Origin of the sequence: Photorhabdus akhurstii (assembly GCF_018448925.1) — a bacterium.
Classification (GTDB): Bacteria; Pseudomonadota; Gammaproteobacteria; order Enterobacterales; family Enterobacteriaceae; genus Photorhabdus; species Photorhabdus akhurstii.
Map to the genome: position 1 here is coordinate 69,551 of NZ_RCWE01000005.1, position 16,532 is coordinate 86,082.

Consider the following 16,532-nt stretch of genomic DNA (forward strand, 5'->3'; position numbering starts at 1 on the left):
ATGCGAATTATTGTTTATGGCAGCTTACGGCGCAAACAGGGCAATCATCACTGGATGACTGATGCTCAATGGTTAGGTGATCATCGGCTGGAAGGCTATGAGCTATATGACCTTGGGCATTATCCTGCGGTTGTCCGTGGTGATGGAAGTATTGAATGTGAGGTATATCGAATCAATTCTACTATCCTGACAGAATTAGACGATTTAAAAGATAATTCGCGGGAGTATCTAAGGGAATTGATTCAGACACCGTATGGCAATGCATGGATATATCTTTATCAGTTTCCAATAACTGGTTTACGGCGGATAAAAAGCGGTGACTGGTTGAAGCGTCATGCGGAAGAGTAAATAAAAAGCCTTTTTTTGTAATAAAAAGGGAGTATGGTATTAAAAAACCTCTGTTGGTGATGTTCCCCAGAGGTTTTTTAATTATTCAAACAGGAAAAAACTATTTCTTAGCGGCACGTTCGAAAGAGGAGATAATTTCTGCTTTAGCAGCTTCGGCATTATCCCAACCATCCACTTTAACCCACTTACCTTTTTCCAGATCTTTATAGCGCTCAAAGAAGTGAGTGATCTGAGCGCGCAGTAGTTCTGGTAGATCGTTCACATCTTTAATGTGATCATACTCTTTGGTTAGTTTGCTATGTGGAACTGCAACCAGTTTCGCGTCTTCACCTGATTCATCAGTCATTTTCAGAACGCCAACCGGACGGCAACGAATCACAGAGCCTGGTTGTAGTGGGTATGGCGTCGGAACCAGAACATCAACCGGGTCACCATCCAGAGATAAAGTGTTGTTGATGTAACCATAGTTGCATGGATAGAACATCGCGGTAGACATGAAACGGTCTACAAACAGTGCACCGGATTCTTTATCAATTTCATATTTAATCGGATCGGCATTTGCAGGGATCTCAATAATGACATAGATATCTTCAGGCAGTTCTTTTCCTGCCGGTACTAAGTTCAGGCTCATGAAAGTTTCCTTTATTTCAAACCAGAATAGAGTGGGGAGTATTATAGCCAAAACATTTTTTAAAGTACTCTCCATTTTTCTGACAAGTAGTTTGTTGGTAAATGTTGTCTCTAAGTTTGATGATGGCCCCGTGGTGCAGTCACTATAAAACCTAGAACAGAAGGTCGTTTAACACTGCTACTGGCGAGAGCATAATAAGCAGTGACATGCTCATTACCACACATGACAAAGGTGCAGTTAGCTTCTGTATAGGGCATTTTTTGTATTTACATATTGATATATAAGTTGTGGATTATATTATGTTGTCATAAGTCATGACTTATGAGGTTGTTGTGTGGACTATAATTTTAACTGGTCGATTTGAAGATTGGTTTGATGAACAAGATATCAGTACCCAGAAAAAAATATTGGCAGACCTTAGTGTGTTAGAAGTGTTTGGTCCTCAACTAGGCCGTCCTGTTGTTGACTCTTTGTATGGTTCAAAATTTAACAATATGAAAGAGTTAAGAATTCAGTGTAAGGGGAGGCCAATAAGAGCATTTTTTGCCTTTGACCCATTAAGACGAGCTATTGTTCTATGTGCTGGTGATAAGACAGGGAACGAAAAGCATTTTTACAAAGAAATGATCTCGGTGGCTGATGCTGAGTATGAAGCTCACTTAGCGAGTTTGGAGGGTAAAAATGAAAACTCTTAAAGATAAGATACGAGAATTTTCTGTTGAAGATCGAGCAGATATAAAACAGATGGCTGATGAAATGATTTTAGAAACTGGTTTGCAACTGATGAGAGAAGAGCTGAATATCTCTCAGAAAAAACTGGCGGATAGTTTAGGTGTTAGTCAGCCTGCAATTACGCAAATAGAACAACGGGGTAACGATATAAAACTGGCTACGTTAAAGCGTTATGTTGAAGCTATGGGAGGCAAACTTAGCCTAACCGTAGAACTCCCAACTGGAGATGGGCGAATTTTTCATATCTGACAGAAGTGGTGACTACTCCTTTAGCTTGTGCACGATTTTGTGTAGTCGCCATTTTATTGAAGGTGATCTGTTAGGTGCTCACCAATCAGTAATAAAATAACTAGTTAAAATCAAAAAAGCGACGAAAAATCCCGCCGCTTATCCGTCATTAGCCGATGAAATTACTCATCTGGGAACTCAGCCATAAAACTCTCTGCTTTCTCCACCATTGATTTACTACCCACAAAGAAAGGGACGCGCTGATGCAGTTTGGATGGGATGATATCTAGAATGCGATTAACTCCATCACTCGCTTTACCGCCGGCTTGTTCAGCCAGGAATGCCATTGGATTACATTCATACAGCAGGCGTAATTTTCCTGATGGATGACTGGCGGTGCTTGGGTAAATGTAGATACCGCCTTTCAGTAAATTTCGGTGGAAATCAGCAACCAGCGAACCAATATAACGGGTGGTATAAGGGCGCTGAGTTGCTTCATCTTGTTCCTGGCAATATTTGATGTATTTCTTTACCCCCATAGGGAATTTGATGTAATTCCCTTCGTTGATGGAATACATATTGCCATTGGATGGGAACTGAACTTTCTCATGGGAAAGACAAAATACTCCCAAGGAAGGATCGTAAGTAAAGGCGTGTACCCCACAGCCGGTGGTGTAAACCAGCATAGTTGAAGAACCGTAAACAACATATCCGGCGGCGACTTGACGATGGCCTGGTTGCAGGAAATCTTTTTCAGTCACTGGCTGGCCGATGGGGGTAATACGGCGGTAGATAGAGAAGATAGTACCGACGGAAACGTTTACATCAATATTTGAAGAACCATCTAATGGGTCCATCAAAACAACATATTTTGCGTTTTCAGCGCGGTCTCCTTCAAAAATAACGATATCATCTTCTTCCTCTGAAGCGATCCCCGCAACTTCACCGCGTGCTTTCAGTGCTGCTTTGAGTTTTTCATTAGCATACAGGTCCAGTTTCATCTGCACCTCGCCTTGGATATTGGACACACCGCTGGTGCCTAAAATATCCACTAAACCGGCTTTGTTGATATCACGGTGAATGATTTTTGCTCCGAGCTTAATAGCGGAGAGCAATGCAGTGAGTTCACCCGTAGCGTGAGAAAAATCGTGCTGCTTTTCGACGATGAATTCGCCTAATGTTTTCATGACGAAAGTCCTGAATGTGATTTGATAGTGGTTTTAGAGTGACTGTTGCACTCTTACGCGGGCAGTTTAGCCAAAGAAAGGGATGATTCATAGGCTATTCCATTTCTTATCTTGCTATTGATGGTTAGAATAGTGGCTAACTTCATGCTATGGAATAGGAAATCAATGCGTATTCATATTCTTGGTATCTGCGGCACTTTTATGGGTGGACTGGCGATTTTGGCACGTTCTCTTGGCCATGAAGTGACTGGTTCTGATGCCAATGTTTATCCACCAATGAGTACCTTACTGGAAAAACATGGGATTAATCTGATTCAGGGATATGACCCGGCACAGTTGGATTCTGCGCCAGATATGGTCATCATCGGTAATATTATGAGCCGTGGGAATCTTTGTGTAGAAGCGGTGCTGGAGCGTGGGCTCCCTTATACTTCTGGCCCACAATGGCTGCATGATTATGTTTTGCCTGAACGTTGGGTGCTGGCGGTTGCAGGGACGCATGGCAAGACAACAACTGCGGGTATGTTAGCCTGGATTTTGGAAGCTTGTGGTTATAAACCAGGTTTCTTAATTGGTGGTGTTCCGGGGAATTTTGAAACATCAGCTCAGATCGGGGAAAGCCCGTTTTTCGTAATAGAAGCTGATGAATATGACAGTGCTTTTTTTGATAAACGATCTAAGTTTGTTCATTACAGCCCACGTACGCTGATCATGAACAATCTGGAATTCGATCATGGTGATATTTTTGGCGATCTGGCAGCTATTCAGAGACAGTTCCATCATCTTGTTAGGATCGTTCCGGGTAGTGGCAAGATCCTTATCCCGGATAACGATATTAACCTGAAACAGGTTTTGTCTATGGGCTGTTGGAGTGAATTGGAGCTAGTGGGTGAAACCGGTAACTGGCAGGCAAAAAAGATCAGCACAGACAGCCGTAATTATCAGGTGTTTTATGATGGTAAAGTTGTTGGAGAAGTGAACTGGTCTCTGGTGGGTGAACATAATATGCGCAACGGGCTGATTGCAATTGCCGCTGCACATCATGTTGGTGTCCAGCCAGCAGATGCCTGTTGTGCTCTAAGTGAATTTATTAATGCACGTCGTCGCCTTGAGCTGCGTGGTGAGGAGAATGGCATCACTGTTTATGATGATTTTGCACATCACCCGACAGCAATACTGGCAACTTTAGAAGCTCTGCGTAGTAAGGTTGGTGGAACTGCGCGTATTATTACTGTGTTGGAACCGCGTTCAAATACCATGAGAATGGGTATCAGTAAGAATGAGATCGCGCCAGCACTAGGACGTGCTGACGAAGTGTTTTTATTTCAGCCAGCTAATATTAAATGGCATGTATCAGAAATTGCAGATCGCTGTGTTCAGCCCGCTTACTGGAGTGCCGATATCGATTCACTGGTAAATATGATTGTTGATAAGGCACAACAGGGTGATCATATTCTGGTTATGAGTAATGGTGGGTTTGGTGGTATTCATGAAAAATTGCTATTTGCACTGAATAAAAAAGCTTATCGATCCTGAAAGTAACTGTGGGAAAATGAATCGCGCCATTGTTGGCGCGTTCATTTAAAGTTCTTGTTCGAATAACCCGAGAATTGCTTCACGCAACTGTTCTGCCGTAAAACCTCTAGCCGGTGTGGTAAAAATGGTGTCATCGCCAGCGATACTGCCAAGTATACCTTCTGCTTTACCAAGAGAATCTAGCAGACGCGCAATAAGCTGTGCAGCACCGGGACTTGTGCGAATGACAACAATTGAATGGTTGTGATCAACGTCCAATACCAAGTTTTTTAGTGGGCTGGTGGCTGTTGGGACGCCAAGTTCAGCAGGCAGACAGTAGACCATCTCCATTTTGGCATTCCGGGTGCGAACAGCGCCAAATTTAGTGAGCATTCTGGAAACTTTGGATTGATTAATGTTCTCAAAACCTTCTTCCAGTAAAGCGGTGACAATTTCACCTTGAGAGCTAAATTTTTCTTCTTTCAATAACGCCTTGAAAGCTTTTACTAAATCTTCCTGTTTAGAGGGAGTACGCATATTTCACCATATTCAGTCAGCTATGAAGCTTGATATTATGCATATAAATGCATTTTTATGCAATAATAATGATTTTATAGCCAGTTTGAACCGAGCAAAATTGGCCTTATGTTATATAGAAATTCATAAAACATGAATATGAAAATTTGCTTTTTTTAGTTGGTTATTCAGGTAAATATATTGTTAATCAAATGATATTGTTTGGCGTTGTTGTTGGGTGTAAGGTATTTAGCCGATTATTTCGTAAAATCATAGGGAAATTCTCAAAATAGTGTCCGTTATCTCATTAACAGATAAGCATTTTGCCTAGAATACGGCGACTTTTGCGTCCCACTATTAGAGCGTAAGTCCACAATTTGGCTGTTAATAGATTGTTTTCAAAAACGTAGTAATCTATGGTTCTTAACCAGATGAATTCACAGCATTTTAAAGTATAAACGATTTAAGGAGTATCAGGATGAAAGTTGCAGTTCTCGGTGCAGCCGGTGGTATTGGTCAGGCTCTTGCTCTTCTACTAAAAACCCAGCTTCCTTCAGGTTCAGAACTCTCTTTATATGATATCGCTCCAGTGACACCTGGGGTGGCTGTTGATCTGAGCCACATTCCAACGGAAGTAAAAATTAAAGGCTTTGCCGGTGAAGATGCCACTCCTGCGTTAGAGGGAGCAGATGTTGTATTGATTTCTGCGGGTGTTGCCCGTAAACCTGGCATGGATCGTTCAGATCTGTTTAATGTTAACGCGGGTATCGTTCGTAACCTGGTAGAACAAGTGGCTAAAACTTGTCCGAAAGCACTGATTGGGATTATTACTAACCCAGTCAACACAACTGTAGCTATTGCAGCCGAAGTGCTGAAAAAAGCGGGTGTATATGACAAAAACCGGCTGTTTGGCATCACAACTCTAGATGTTATTCGTTCTAATACTTTTGTTGCTGAATTGAAAGATAAAAAACCACAGGAAATCGAAGTGCCCGTCATCGGTGGTCATTCTGGTGTGACAATCTTACCTCTGTTGTCGCAGATCCCAGGTGTGAGCTTTACTGATGAAGAGTTGGTTGCCTTAACTAAACGTATTCAGAATGCCGGCACTGAAGTGGTTGAAGCTAAAGCGGGTGGAGGATCTGCAACTCTGTCTATGGGGCAAGCTGCGGCTCGTTTGGGGCTCTCTTTGGTCCGCGGCTTACAAGGCGAAAGTGATGTTGTAGAGTGTGCTTATGTTGAAGGTGATGGCGAATATGCTCGCTTCTTCGCTCAGCCGGTTCGTTTGGGTAAAAATGGCGTAGAAGAGCGTTTGGACATTGGTCAGTTGAGTGATTTTGAGCAGAAAGCGCTGGAAGGCATGCTAGATGTATTGAGAAAAGATATAGAATTAGGCGAAAAATTTATTAATAACTAATTTATATATTTTATAAGTAAAAAATATATATCTATGAAATAGTAAAACCGCTGGTATAGCGAATTACCGGCGGTTTTTATTCAACGAATATAATTCGTTAGCTAATTATTTGTTTGTTCGCGTACTTTCCTTTCTAATAATTCTCCAGTATTTGGATCAAAATAACGACTTGGCCAAATTTCTGAAGGGTGTATTTCCAGATAATTCGCAATTATCCATTCCCCCTTTGGCCACGGCCGAGATAGCGCATTGGCTAGGGTCGACGAGCTAAGCCCCGCTCTGCGTGATACTTCAGCTAAGGTTGTTCCCCGCTTGCGTAAAGCTGCAATTATATCGGCAGGATGCCAATCAGATTTCCTTGAAATCATTTTTAATCCTTTTTTTATTAAATTTGATGCCATTAGTGGTATAAATAACAGGTACGCATGAGAGTAATAACGAACTTAAACCTGTTATTGAGAAATAAAATAGCATTATTTTTCTAAAAATATTTCCAAATTTTTTCTTAAAAACTTCTTTTTTGAACTTGGTTACAAAAATAGAGAAACGTGATGAAAAAAGAGTGGTATTCGGCCAAGGAGTTAATCGGTGTAGGTGAGTTACCTGGATCACCACAAGGAGTTAATGCCAGAGCAAAACGCGAGGAGTGGTTACGTCAGAAAAGACGAGGTAAACAGGGTAAAGCGGTAGAGTATCACTACTCCTGTTTCCCGGAAACGACCATTGCAGCACTGGAGCTTCATGAATCATCTTCTGAGTATCAGGTGCAGAAGCAAGATCCTTTATCGATTTGGGTTGGTGCTTTCCATCAGTTATCAGAATCTGAGAAACAGGCTGTGACAGCCATGATCTTACGGGATGGTATCAGAAGTTTTTTAGAAAAACTTTCTGTTATTTGACCTATTTTTGGAAATTAAAAATGCCAACTAACTTGGATTCTTCTTCATTATCCCGGTGCAAAGTGAGAAGAAAAGTATGAAAAAAGAATGGTACTCAGCTAAAGAGCTGGTTGGTATTGCCGGACTTCCTTCTTCGCCTCAGGGAATAAATCTGATGGCAAGGCGGGAAGGATGGGAATATAGACGTAAACGGGGTGTTCAGGGCAAGGCTCTTGAATATCATATAAATAGCTTGCCTGAGGATGTACTTAATGTGCTATCTGTAGGGGAAAGCACTGTTGATTATGCAAACAAACGGCAAGACCCATTCTTAATTTGGATTGAGGCTTACTATCAACTAACTAAAGTTGAGCGGGAAAAAATTGTGAAATTTATCCTTCGAGAGGGGCTGGCAAAACTTATTGGTTATATTGATGTGGGTGCTGAAGACGCAGAGAAAAACCTGGAGTCAGATTAACCCCAGGTTTTGTTCTATCGATTAAGAAAGGCGTTGTACGGCAATATGGGCTAACCCCACGAGTGCTTGCTTGTATGGGGAGTTTTCCAGCGCCTGCAAAGCAGCTATTGCTTTATCTGCTTCTTCCTCTGCTCGTTTACGGGTATATTCCAATGAGCCGCACTGTTCCATGGTTACCAGTACGGTTTCGAGTAAATGGCGGCCATTACCTTTTTCAATTGCTTCACGAATGAGTGCTGATTGTTCTGGAGTACCATGATTCATGGCGTGTAGTAAAGGTAATGTTGGTTTACCTTCATTAAGGTCATCACCGGTGTTTTTGCCTAATGTATCGCTATCGGCATCATAATCTAGTAAGTCGTCTATTAACTGGAATGCAGTGCCTAAATAACGTCCGTAATTTTGTAAAGCGGTTTCTTGCTCTGGGGTGGCGTTAGAAAGAATTGCAGAAGCATGTGCGGCGACTTCAAATAATCGGGCTGTTTTACTGTAAATCACCCGCATATAATCATCTTCAGAAATATTTGGATCATTGCAGTTCATCAACTGTAAAACTTCACCTTCAGCGATAACATTGGTTGCTTCTGACATCAATTTAAGAACTCGCATAGAGTTAAGAGCGGTCATCATTTGGAAAGAGCGAGTGTATATAAAGTCACCAACCAGTACGCTTGCTGCATTACCAAACATGGCATTGGCGGTCGCTTTGCCACGTCGCATGTCTGATTCATCCACAACATCATCATGTAACAAAGTTGCTGTGTGGATAAATTCAATTAATGCGGCAACAGTAATATGCTTATCACCCTGATAACCCAATGCTTTGCTAGCCAGGATGGCAATGATTGGGCGGAGGCGTTTTCCACCGCCACTGATTATGTAGTAGCCCAACTGATTGATAAGAGTAACGTCAGAATTCAACTGACTAAGAATGGTTTCATTTACCGCTGCCATATCATCAGCGGTTAGCTTGATAATAGATTCTAAATTCATATTTTTTCGGCTATGGGTTTTAATGCAGGGCTGTGTTCATATTAACATTAAAATAGTTATTGCTGTGTCTTGATTGTACTCGAAAAACAGTCTAAATAAATGACAATTCAGCAACTATGTTTTTTTATCATCTGCTCTAATTCTGCACTTGTCTTCTTAGGCTTTTTTGCGTAGAATTCGCGCCCTATTATGAATATTTATAGCGCGCTCTGGAATGATATTTAAGGGGGCGTGCGGAAAGCGGAGTTTATATGTACGCGGTTTTCCAAAGTGGTGGTAAACAACACCGAGTCAGCGAAGGTCAAACTATTCGCCTGGAAAAGCTGGACATCGCAACGGGTGAAACTGTTGAGTTTGACCAGGTTCTGATGGTCGCTAATGGTGATGACATTAAAATCGGCGCTCCTGTCGTTGAAGGCGTTAAAATCAAAGCTGAAGTCGTTGCCCACGGTCGTGGCGAGAAAATTAAAATCGTTAAATTTCGTCGTCGTAAACACAGCCGTAAGCAGCAAGGCCACCGTCAGTGGTTCACCGATGTTAAAATCACTGGCATCGCTTAAGATTTAGGAGAGCAGATTAATGGCACACAAAAAGGCTGGCGGCTCAACTCGTAATGGCCGCGATTCTGAAAGTAAACGTCTGGGTGTAAAACGTTTTGGTGGCGAGTCTGTATTAGCAGGCAGCATCATTGTTCGTCAACGTGGCACTAAATTCCACGCTGGCAGTAACGTTGGTTGTGGTCGCGATCACACCCTGTTCGCATTAGCTGACGGGAAAGTTAAATTCGAAGTTAAAGGCCCGAAAAACCGCAAATTTATCAGCATCGAAGCTGAATAAGTTTTTCGAGTTATAAACCGAATCAGAAGCCCTGCATGTGTTGCGGGGCTTTTTATATTCTAAAGTACGCCATCTCTGGGTAACACGGCCGTCCAGCACTGTAATGGCTATCATACGGAGAAAAAATATGAAATTTGTAGATGAAGCCAGAATACTGGTTGTTGCGGGGGATGGTGGCAATGGTTGTGTCAGCTTCCGTCGTGAAAAATATATTCCGAAAGGTGGGCCAGACGGTGGGGATGGTGGAGATGGTGGAGATGTCTATCTGCTAGCAGATGAAAATCTCAATACACTGATTGACTATCGTTTTGAAAAATCCTTTCGAGCGGAGCGTGGACAAAATGGTCAAAGCCGTGATTGTACTGGCAAGCGTGGTCAGGATATCACGATTAAAGTCCCTGTTGGGACGCGTGTCCGTGATGCGGTAACCGGTGAGGTTCTTGGCGATATGATTCGTCATGAACAGCGTTTAATGGTTGCGAAAGGTGGATTCCACGGGCTTGGCAATACCCGCTTTAAATCTTCTGTTAACCGGGCTCCTCGTCAAAAAACAATGGGAACTTCAGGCGAAACCCGCGAATTGATGTTGGAACTGATGCTGTTGGCAGATGTTGGTATGCTGGGGATGCCAAATGCGGGAAAATCCACGTTTATCCGAGCTGTTTCTGCTGCTAAACCAAAAGTTGCAGATTATCCATTTACTACTCTGGTACCAAGCTTGGGTGTAGTAAGGATGGATAACGAACAAAGTTTCGTTGTGGCTGATATTCCAGGACTCATTGAAGGTGCTTCCGATGGCGCTGGTTTGGGTATTCGTTTCTTGAAACATTTGGAACGTTGCCGGGTACTGCTGCATTTAATTGATATTTGTCCTATTGATGAATCAGATCCTGTTGAAAATGCTCGAATTATTGTCAACGAGCTACAGCAATACAGTGAAAAATTGGCAGAAAAACCACGTTGGTTGGTATTTAATAAAGTTGATCTGCTGGATTCAGAGGAAGCTAAACAGCGAGCCCAAGCTATTGCTGATGAATTGGGGTGGGAAGGCGACTTTTATATGATCTCAGCGATAAATCACCTAGGGGTTAAAGCGCTTTGCTGGGATATTATGGAGTTTATGAAAACTCAGCCTCGTAATATGAGTACAGCAAACGGTGAATCTCAGCCTGAGAAAGTTGAATTTATGTGGGATGACTATCATAAGAAGCAATTGGAACAGGTTTCGGAAGTAGACGATGACTGGGATGACGATTGGGATGAAGATGACGACGAAGGCGTTGAGGTTATTTATAAACGCTGATTCTTTTACTTTCTCATCATAATTAAGGGCGCCATATTTGTGGCGCCAATTTTATCAGTTGCTTTGGTATAAATCTTTATACAGTCTGCTTTCGAATCGAATCAAAGGAGCCCGACGGTTGCGATGTTCTTTTGGCGGTACGGCGTAAGCAGAAATAAATTGCACGAAAGCAACTTGTTGACCGCTAGCAGTGGTTATAAAGCCAGCCAAGTTATAAACTCCTTGCAGGGCACCGGTTTTAGCCGAAACTTTTCCGTTTACCCCTGCTTCATCCAGTCCTCCCCGGTATCTTAATGTGCCGTCATGACCCGCCAATGGCAGCATGGAAATAAAATCTAATTCTTGATCATGTTGAGCAATAAACTGTAATACTTCCATCATGGTTGCTGGAGTAATCAGATTATGGCGGGATAATCCTGAGCCATCTACCATCACCGTATTTCCTAGGTCGATGTCTGCTTTTTGTTTTAATACTTGCCGTACCGCATCAGAGCCTGAACGCCAGGTTCCTGGTATATCAAAGTGTTCTCGGCCTATTGTCCTAAATACGGTATCAGCAATCATATTGTCAGATTTTTTTAGCATGACTTTCAGCAGATCATGTAATGGTGCCGATTGATTTTTAGCCAGAACTTTTCCCGGTTCAGTTGGTAAACTTTGGCGTTTGAGATTACCTGTGATTTCAATTCCTGCAACTTGCAATTCATTTTTGAGAATTGCCCCTGCATAGCTGGCGCCATTTTGAATCGCGAAAGCCAGTGGCAACGGTTCACTGCGTTGAGTCAGGCATCCGGTAAGAGTAAAACGGTTCAGTTCTCCGGGAACGACGTCCAGTTCGCAGTATTGGCTTTCAGAAGAGCCTTTTGCCAATGTCTTAACTTCACTGAACATATTTACGGGATAAAAAGATGCTATGCGGATAAATGCGGTATCACCGGGGCGTTCAGCACTATATAGCGAAACTGAAAAACAGTTTCGATCTACAATTGCGGCAGCAGGGGGAGCACTGAAACATTGGGTCATGTCATTCCATACCCAACCGGGAGCTTTATCATGGCTGGCAAAAGCGGAAACATCTATCAGAAGGTTGCCGTCAATTTTTTCCACGCCAGATTGTTTCAAAACGGTGACCATATTGCGAAGTTGTTGACGGGTCAGTGTTGGATCTCCGACAAAACGAGCGATCAAATTCCCTCTCAGGACGCCGTTTGAAATTTTTCCGTGGCTTTCCAGCGTGGTGATAAAGCGATAATCTTTACCCAGTTGTAACAATGCTGCAAGAGCTGTGACAACTTTCAGCGTACTCGCTGGTAGAGCCATTTGCTGCCCGTGATAATCAATTAACGGGGTATTGGCACCAACTTTTTGAGCGATTAACGCCAGATTAGTACCATCAGGCAGATATTGCGTATATTCCTCAACGGGTGTGGCGTTTGCGTTGGGTGTAATTAAGTACAGAGTGGTAACGCAAACTAATCTGCTGGCAATTTTAAAGAAGGACATAAATTTCGCATATGGATGTAGACGTACCACAATACTAAGGCGCAAAGTGGGGAAAAGTAAACGATGACCCATCACCAAGTCTACGTTAGAATGATATATTAATATGTAAAATATGATTGTGAACTCCGGGTAGCCCTGTGGTTTGCACTATTGTTTATTGTCTGTAAGCCCGCCCGACAAGGTGTGCTCATTGTGCTGTTATCTGAAAACATCAGGATGATGCTTGTTTTTTGCTCAGGAAAGATTTAGAGGATTAATAAATGAAACAGATTCCAATGACGGTACGTGGCGCGGATAAGTTGCGCGAAGAGTTAGATTATCTAAAGAACGTACGCCGTCCAAAAATTATTTCAGACATTGCTGAAGCACGTGAACATGGTGATCTGAAAGAAAACGCTGAATATCATGCTGCTCGTGAACAACAAGGTTTCTGCGAAGGCCGTATTCAGGAAATCGAAGCTAAGCTTTCTAATGCACAGGTGATTGATGTCACGAAAATGCCCAAGACTGGACGTGTTATTTTTGGGACTACAGTTACGGTTTTGAATGTTAATACTGATGAAGAGCAGACTTACCGGATTGTGGGTGACGATGAAGCAGATATTAAAGAAAATTTAATCTCAGTGAATTCACCAATTGCCCGAGGTTTGATAGGTAAAGAAGTTGATGACGTTGTTATTATCAAAACACCGGGTGGTGAAGTTGAATATGAAATCCTGAAAGTTGAATATATTTAACTTCAGGATTGGCCTGTTGCTATTGATTTACGTTAGGTAAAGTTGCACAAGGATCGTGGTGAAAGTAAAAAAGGCCGGATATGGCCTTTTTTATCATAGTATATGCACGGAATTTTATATAAATGAGGTTTGATTATTTAGGTAAAATAATTTTGCGTTCTTCCGATTGGCGGTAAAGAACTAGGATTTTACCGATAATTTGCACATTATATGCACCGGTCTCGCGGACAATTGCATCGGCGATCAAATTTTTGGTTTCACGATCTTCGCCTGCGATTTTGACTTTGATAAGCTCATGGTGTGACAGTGTTTGCTCAATTTCGGCCAACACACCTTCGGTCAGGCCGTTATTACCAATCATGACGACAGGTTTTAGCGGGTGAGCGAGACTTCTCAGGTGTTGTACTTGTTTTTTGTTAAGGGTCATTGTTTTTTTGCTTAGTTAGGATTGAAAACGGGACATTCTACCGCCATCTCATCTCTATCACCATAAATAGTGTGTTGTGGTTTTGGTGTATGGAGCAATAGATATCTGGCTCTTTATTCGTAGTATAGTTGGAAAGGACAATGGCCAATAAAAAACGTTCGGCAAGCTCTAGTCGCTGGTTACAAGAACACTTTAGTGATAAATATGTTCTGCAAGCACAGAAAAAAGGGCTTCGTTCTCGCGCTTGGTTTAAACTTGATGAAATTCAACAAAGTGACAAAGTTTTTAAGCCTGGCATGACCGTTGTCGATTTAGGCGCAGCTCCTGGTGGATGGTCTCAGTACGCAGTGAGTCAAATTAATGATAATGGGCGAGTGATTGCCTGTGATCTTTTACCGATGGATCCCATTGTTGGCGTTGATTTCCTTCAGGGTGATTTTCGTGATGAACTTGTATTGAAAGCATTGCTTGAGCGAGTTGGTGATAACAAAGTCCAGGTCGTCATGTCGGATATGGCGCCCAATATGAGCGGAACACCTGCGGTCGATATTCCTCGATCCATGTATCTGGTTGAATTGGCGTTAGATATGTGTCGTGATGTGCTGGCCCCCGGGGGGAGTTTTATTGTCAAAGTGTTTCAGGGAGAAGGCTTTGATGAATACCTGAGGGAAATTCGCTCCCTATTTACGAACGTGAAAATTCGTAAGCCGGACGCTTCGCGGGCACGATCGCGTGAAGTATACATTGTAGCGACAGGGCGGAAACTATAGTACCCTGAATGCTATTTGTTAACACAGTTGTAATATGAGGTTAATCCCTTGAGTGACATGGCGAAAAACCTGATTCTCTGGTTAGTTATCGCAGTTGTGCTGATGTCGTTATTCCAGAGTTTTGGTCCCAGCGATTCCAATAGTCGTAGGGTGGATTATTCTACCTTCATCAATGAATTAGCCCAGGATCAGGTGCGCGAAGTTCGTATCACAGGTCGTGAAATTAATGTTAGTAGGAAAGATAACAGCAGATACACCACTTACCTACCAGTACAGGATGAAAAACTGTTAGATACGTTACTGAATAAAAACGTAAAAGTGGTTGGTGAACCTCCAGAGGAGCCAAGTCTGCTAACTTCTATTTTCATTTCCTGGTTCCCGATGTTATTGCTTATTGGGGTCTGGATTTTCTTCATGCGTCAGATGCAGGGCGGCGGCGGTAAAGGGGCAATGTCTTTCGGTAAAAGCAAGGCCCGTATGCTGACAGAAGATCAGATTAAAACCACTTTTGCTGATGTTGCTGGTTGTGACGAAGCGAAAGAAGAAGTTGGTGAACTGGTGGAATATTTGCGAGAGCCAGGCCGCTTCCAGAAGTTGGGTGGAAAAATCCCGAAAGGTATTCTAATGGTTGGGCCTCCGGGTACGGGTAAGACTTTGCTGGCAAAAGCGATTGCGGGTGAAGCGAAGGTGCCATTCTTTACTATCTCCGGTTCTGACTTCGTTGAAATGTTTGTTGGTGTTGGTGCATCCCGTGTTCGTGATATGTTCGAGCAGGCGAAGAAAGCAGCACCTTGTATCATCTTTATTGATGAGATTGATGCGGTGGGCCGTCAGCGTGGTGCTGGTTTGGGTGGCGGTCACGATGAACGTGAGCAGACTCTGAACCAGATGCTGGTTGAGATGGATGGTTTTGAAGGCAACGAAGGTATTATCGTTATTGCCGCGACTAACCGCCCCGACGTACTTGATCCTGCCTTGTTGCGTCCTGGCCGTTTTGACCGTCAGGTTGTTGTTGGTTTGCCAGACGTACGTGGCCGTGAGCAGATTCTGAAAGTTCATATGCGCCGGGTTCCTCTGGATACTGATGTTGATGCCTCTGTCATTGCTCGCGGTACTCCGGGATTCTCTGGCGCTGATTTGGCTAACCTGGTGAACGAAGCTGCTTTGTTTGCGGCTCGTGGCAACAGGCGCGTAGTTTCTATGGTTGAATTCGAAAAAGCGAAAGACAAAATCATGATGGGCGCAGAACGCCGCTCTATGGTGATGACGGAAGAGCAAAAAGAATCAACTGCTTATCATGAAGCAGGCCATGCCATTATTGGTCGCCTGGTTCCTGAGCATGATCCTGTTCATAAAGTTACCATTATTCCACGTGGTCGCGCCTTGGGTGTGACTTTTTTCCTACCGGAAGGCGATCAGATCAGCGCTAGTCGTCAGAAGTTGGAAAGCCAGATTTCAACCTTATATGGTGGTCGTCTGGCGGAAGAGATTATTTACGGTCCAGACAGCGTTTCTACTGGCGCATCTAACGATATCAAAGTGGCGACATCAATTGCTCGTAACATGGTAACGCAGTGGGGTTTCTCAGAAAAACTCGGCCCATTACTCTATGCAGAGGAAGAAGGAGAAGTGTTCCTTGGCCGTTCAGTTGCTAAAGCTAAGCACATGTCTGATGAAACGGCTCGTCTTATCGATCAGGAAGTAAAGGCAATTATCGATCATAACTATCAACGTGCTCGTCAGATTCTGATGGACAACCTTGATATTCTACATTCGATGAAAGATGCATTGATGAAGTACGAAACTATTGATGCCCCCCAGATTGATGACTTAATGAATCGTACGAATGTGCGTCCACCAGCTGGATGGGAAAGCGATAATGGCAGCAATAATAACAGTCGCCCAACAGGTAATACACCTCCTCCGCAGGCTACAAAACCAACTGGTGATATCAATACATTGGCGCAAGGTGGTGAACAAGTAGGGCAGTCAGGAAATAAAGATCAGTAATTGTTCCATTGTTTCGTAGTCT

The 16,532-nt window shown here is 43.0% G+C and carries 20 protein-coding genes; 13 read left to right on the plus strand and 7 right to left on the minus strand.

What is annotated here, in order from left to right; all coding sequences use genetic code 11:
• Complete coding sequence (locus EAE93_RS08640) at positions 1 to 348, plus strand: gamma-glutamylcyclotransferase family protein (protein WP_036776564.1); 348 nt, start codon at positions 1 to 3, stop codon at positions 346 to 348.
• 100 nt (positions 349 to 448) lie between these two features.
• On the opposite strand, the gene ppa is transcribed toward EAE93_RS08640, so the two are convergent.
• Positions 449 to 979, minus strand: a complete 531-nt coding sequence (gene ppa, locus EAE93_RS08645) for an inorganic diphosphatase (RefSeq protein ID WP_036776561.1) — start codon at positions 977 to 979, stop codon at positions 449 to 451.
• 314 nt (positions 980 to 1,293) lie between these two features.
• On the opposite strand from ppa, the gene EAE93_RS08650 reads away from it, so the two are divergent.
• Both EAE93_RS08650 and EAE93_RS08655 read left to right on the plus strand, forming a co-directional pair.
• Positions 1,294 to 1,674, plus strand: a complete 381-nt coding sequence (locus EAE93_RS08650) for a type II toxin-antitoxin system RelE/ParE family toxin (protein WP_246544961.1) — start codon at positions 1,294 to 1,296, stop codon at positions 1,672 to 1,674.
• The gene (locus EAE93_RS08655) at positions 1,661 to 1,960 is read left to right on the plus strand and encodes a helix-turn-helix domain-containing protein (RefSeq protein WP_036810116.1); all 300 of its coding nucleotides are present in this window, start codon (positions 1,661 to 1,663) and stop codon (positions 1,958 to 1,960) included. The genes EAE93_RS08650 and EAE93_RS08655 overlap by 14 nt, the downstream gene beginning before the upstream one ends.
• A 161-nt stretch (positions 1,961 to 2,121) precedes the next feature.
• Here the strand turns inward: EAE93_RS08655 and fbp are convergent, their stop codons facing one another.
• Entirely contained in the window at positions 2,122 to 3,126 is a 1,005-nt protein-coding gene (gene fbp / locus EAE93_RS08660; RefSeq protein ID WP_040151151.1) for a class 1 fructose-bisphosphatase, read from the minus strand.
• Positions 3,127 to 3,291: 165 nt separating this feature from the next.
• Between fbp and mpl the strand changes: the two genes are divergently transcribed.
• The gene (mpl, locus tag EAE93_RS08665) at positions 3,292 to 4,662 is read left to right on the plus strand and encodes a UDP-N-acetylmuramate:L-alanyl-gamma-D-glutamyl-meso-diaminopimelate ligase (protein ID WP_036810123.1); all 1,371 of its coding nucleotides are present in this window, start codon (positions 3,292 to 3,294) and stop codon (positions 4,660 to 4,662) included.
• Between the two features lie 45 nt (positions 4,663 to 4,707).
• Here mpl and argR read toward each other — a convergent pair whose 3' ends face one another.
• Positions 4,708 to 5,178, minus strand: coding sequence for a transcriptional regulator ArgR (argR, locus tag EAE93_RS08670; RefSeq protein WP_036776550.1), 471 nt, complete (start codon positions 5,176 to 5,178; stop codon positions 4,708 to 4,710).
• 457 nt (positions 5,179 to 5,635) lie between these two features.
• Between argR and mdh the strand changes: the two genes are divergently transcribed.
• A complete protein-coding gene (gene mdh, locus EAE93_RS08675) occupies positions 5,636 to 6,574 on the plus strand; it encodes a malate dehydrogenase (RefSeq protein ID WP_040151153.1) in 939 nt (312 codons plus the stop codon).
• 101 nt (positions 6,575 to 6,675) lie between these two features.
• On the opposite strand, the gene EAE93_RS08680 is transcribed toward mdh, so the two are convergent.
• Positions 6,676 to 6,942, minus strand: a complete 267-nt coding sequence (locus tag EAE93_RS08680) for a helix-turn-helix domain-containing protein (protein WP_011148622.1) — start codon at positions 6,940 to 6,942, stop codon at positions 6,676 to 6,678.
• Between the two features lie 183 nt (positions 6,943 to 7,125).
• On the opposite strand from EAE93_RS08680, the gene EAE93_RS08685 reads away from it, so the two are divergent.
• Together EAE93_RS08685 and EAE93_RS08690 are read left to right on the plus strand one after the other, a co-directional pair.
• Positions 7,126 to 7,473: a DNA-binding protein gene (locus tag EAE93_RS08685; protein WP_036776546.1), complete on the plus strand. Its 348-nt coding sequence runs from the start codon at positions 7,126 to 7,128 to the stop codon at positions 7,471 to 7,473.
• A 76-nt stretch (positions 7,474 to 7,549) separates the two neighbouring features.
• The gene (locus EAE93_RS08690; RefSeq protein WP_036776545.1) at positions 7,550 to 7,930 is read left to right on the plus strand and encodes a DNA-binding protein; all 381 of its coding nucleotides are present in this window, start codon (positions 7,550 to 7,552) and stop codon (positions 7,928 to 7,930) included.
• A gap of 21 nt (positions 7,931 to 7,951) precedes the next feature.
• On the opposite strand, the gene ispB is transcribed toward EAE93_RS08690, so the two are convergent.
• Positions 7,952 to 8,923 (minus strand): octaprenyl diphosphate synthase, encoded by a 972-nt coding sequence (ispB, locus tag EAE93_RS08695; protein WP_214039517.1) that lies wholly within the window; start codon positions 8,921 to 8,923, stop codon positions 7,952 to 7,954.
• Positions 8,924 to 9,174: 251 nt separating this feature from the next.
• Between ispB and rplU the strand changes: the two genes are divergently transcribed.
• The 3 genes from rplU to cgtA all read left to right on the plus strand — a co-directional run bounded on the left by rplU (position 9,175) and on the right by cgtA (position 11,063).
• Positions 9,175 to 9,483 carry a 50S ribosomal protein L21 gene (gene rplU, locus EAE93_RS08700; RefSeq protein WP_011148618.1) on the plus strand — a complete coding sequence of 103 codons (309 nt, stop codon included), beginning with the start codon at positions 9,175 to 9,177 and terminating at the stop codon, positions 9,481 to 9,483.
• Between the two features lie 19 nt (positions 9,484 to 9,502).
• Entirely contained in the window at positions 9,503 to 9,760 is a 258-nt protein-coding gene (gene rpmA, locus EAE93_RS08705; RefSeq protein WP_015836118.1) for a 50S ribosomal protein L27, read from the plus strand.
• A 127-nt stretch (positions 9,761 to 9,887) separates the two neighbouring features.
• Positions 9,888 to 11,063: an Obg family GTPase CgtA gene (cgtA, locus tag EAE93_RS08710; protein WP_036810128.1), complete on the plus strand. Its 1,176-nt coding sequence runs from the start codon at positions 9,888 to 9,890 to the stop codon at positions 11,061 to 11,063.
• 54 nt (positions 11,064 to 11,117) lie between these two features.
• On the opposite strand, the gene dacB is transcribed toward cgtA, so the two are convergent.
• Positions 11,118 to 12,566 carry a serine-type D-Ala-D-Ala carboxypeptidase gene (gene dacB, locus EAE93_RS08715; protein ID WP_214039518.1) on the minus strand — a complete coding sequence of 483 codons (1,449 nt, stop codon included), beginning with the start codon at positions 12,564 to 12,566 and terminating at the stop codon, positions 11,118 to 11,120.
• A gap of 260 nt (positions 12,567 to 12,826) precedes the next feature.
• On the opposite strand from dacB, the gene greA reads away from it, so the two are divergent.
• Positions 12,827 to 13,303, plus strand: a complete 477-nt coding sequence (gene greA / locus EAE93_RS08720) for a transcription elongation factor GreA (RefSeq protein ID WP_036776530.1) — start codon at positions 12,827 to 12,829, stop codon at positions 13,301 to 13,303.
• Positions 13,304 to 13,436: 133 nt separating this feature from the next.
• On the opposite strand, the gene yhbY is transcribed toward greA, so the two are convergent.
• Positions 13,437 to 13,730 (minus strand): ribosome assembly RNA-binding protein YhbY, encoded by a 294-nt coding sequence (yhbY, locus tag EAE93_RS08725; RefSeq protein ID WP_036776529.1) that lies wholly within the window; start codon positions 13,728 to 13,730, stop codon positions 13,437 to 13,439.
• Between the two features lie 140 nt (positions 13,731 to 13,870).
• Between yhbY and rlmE the strand changes: the two genes are divergently transcribed.
• Together rlmE and ftsH are read left to right on the plus strand one after the other, a co-directional pair.
• Positions 13,871 to 14,500 (plus strand): 23S rRNA (uridine(2552)-2'-O)-methyltransferase RlmE, encoded by a 630-nt coding sequence (gene rlmE, locus EAE93_RS08730; RefSeq protein ID WP_036776528.1) that lies wholly within the window; start codon positions 13,871 to 13,873, stop codon positions 14,498 to 14,500.
• A 48-nt stretch (positions 14,501 to 14,548) separates the two neighbouring features.
• Positions 14,549 to 16,510, plus strand: coding sequence for an ATP-dependent zinc metalloprotease FtsH (ftsH, locus tag EAE93_RS08735; protein WP_036810131.1), 1,962 nt, complete (start codon positions 14,549 to 14,551; stop codon positions 16,508 to 16,510).
• The last annotated feature ends 22 nt before the right edge of the window (positions 16,511 to 16,532 follow it).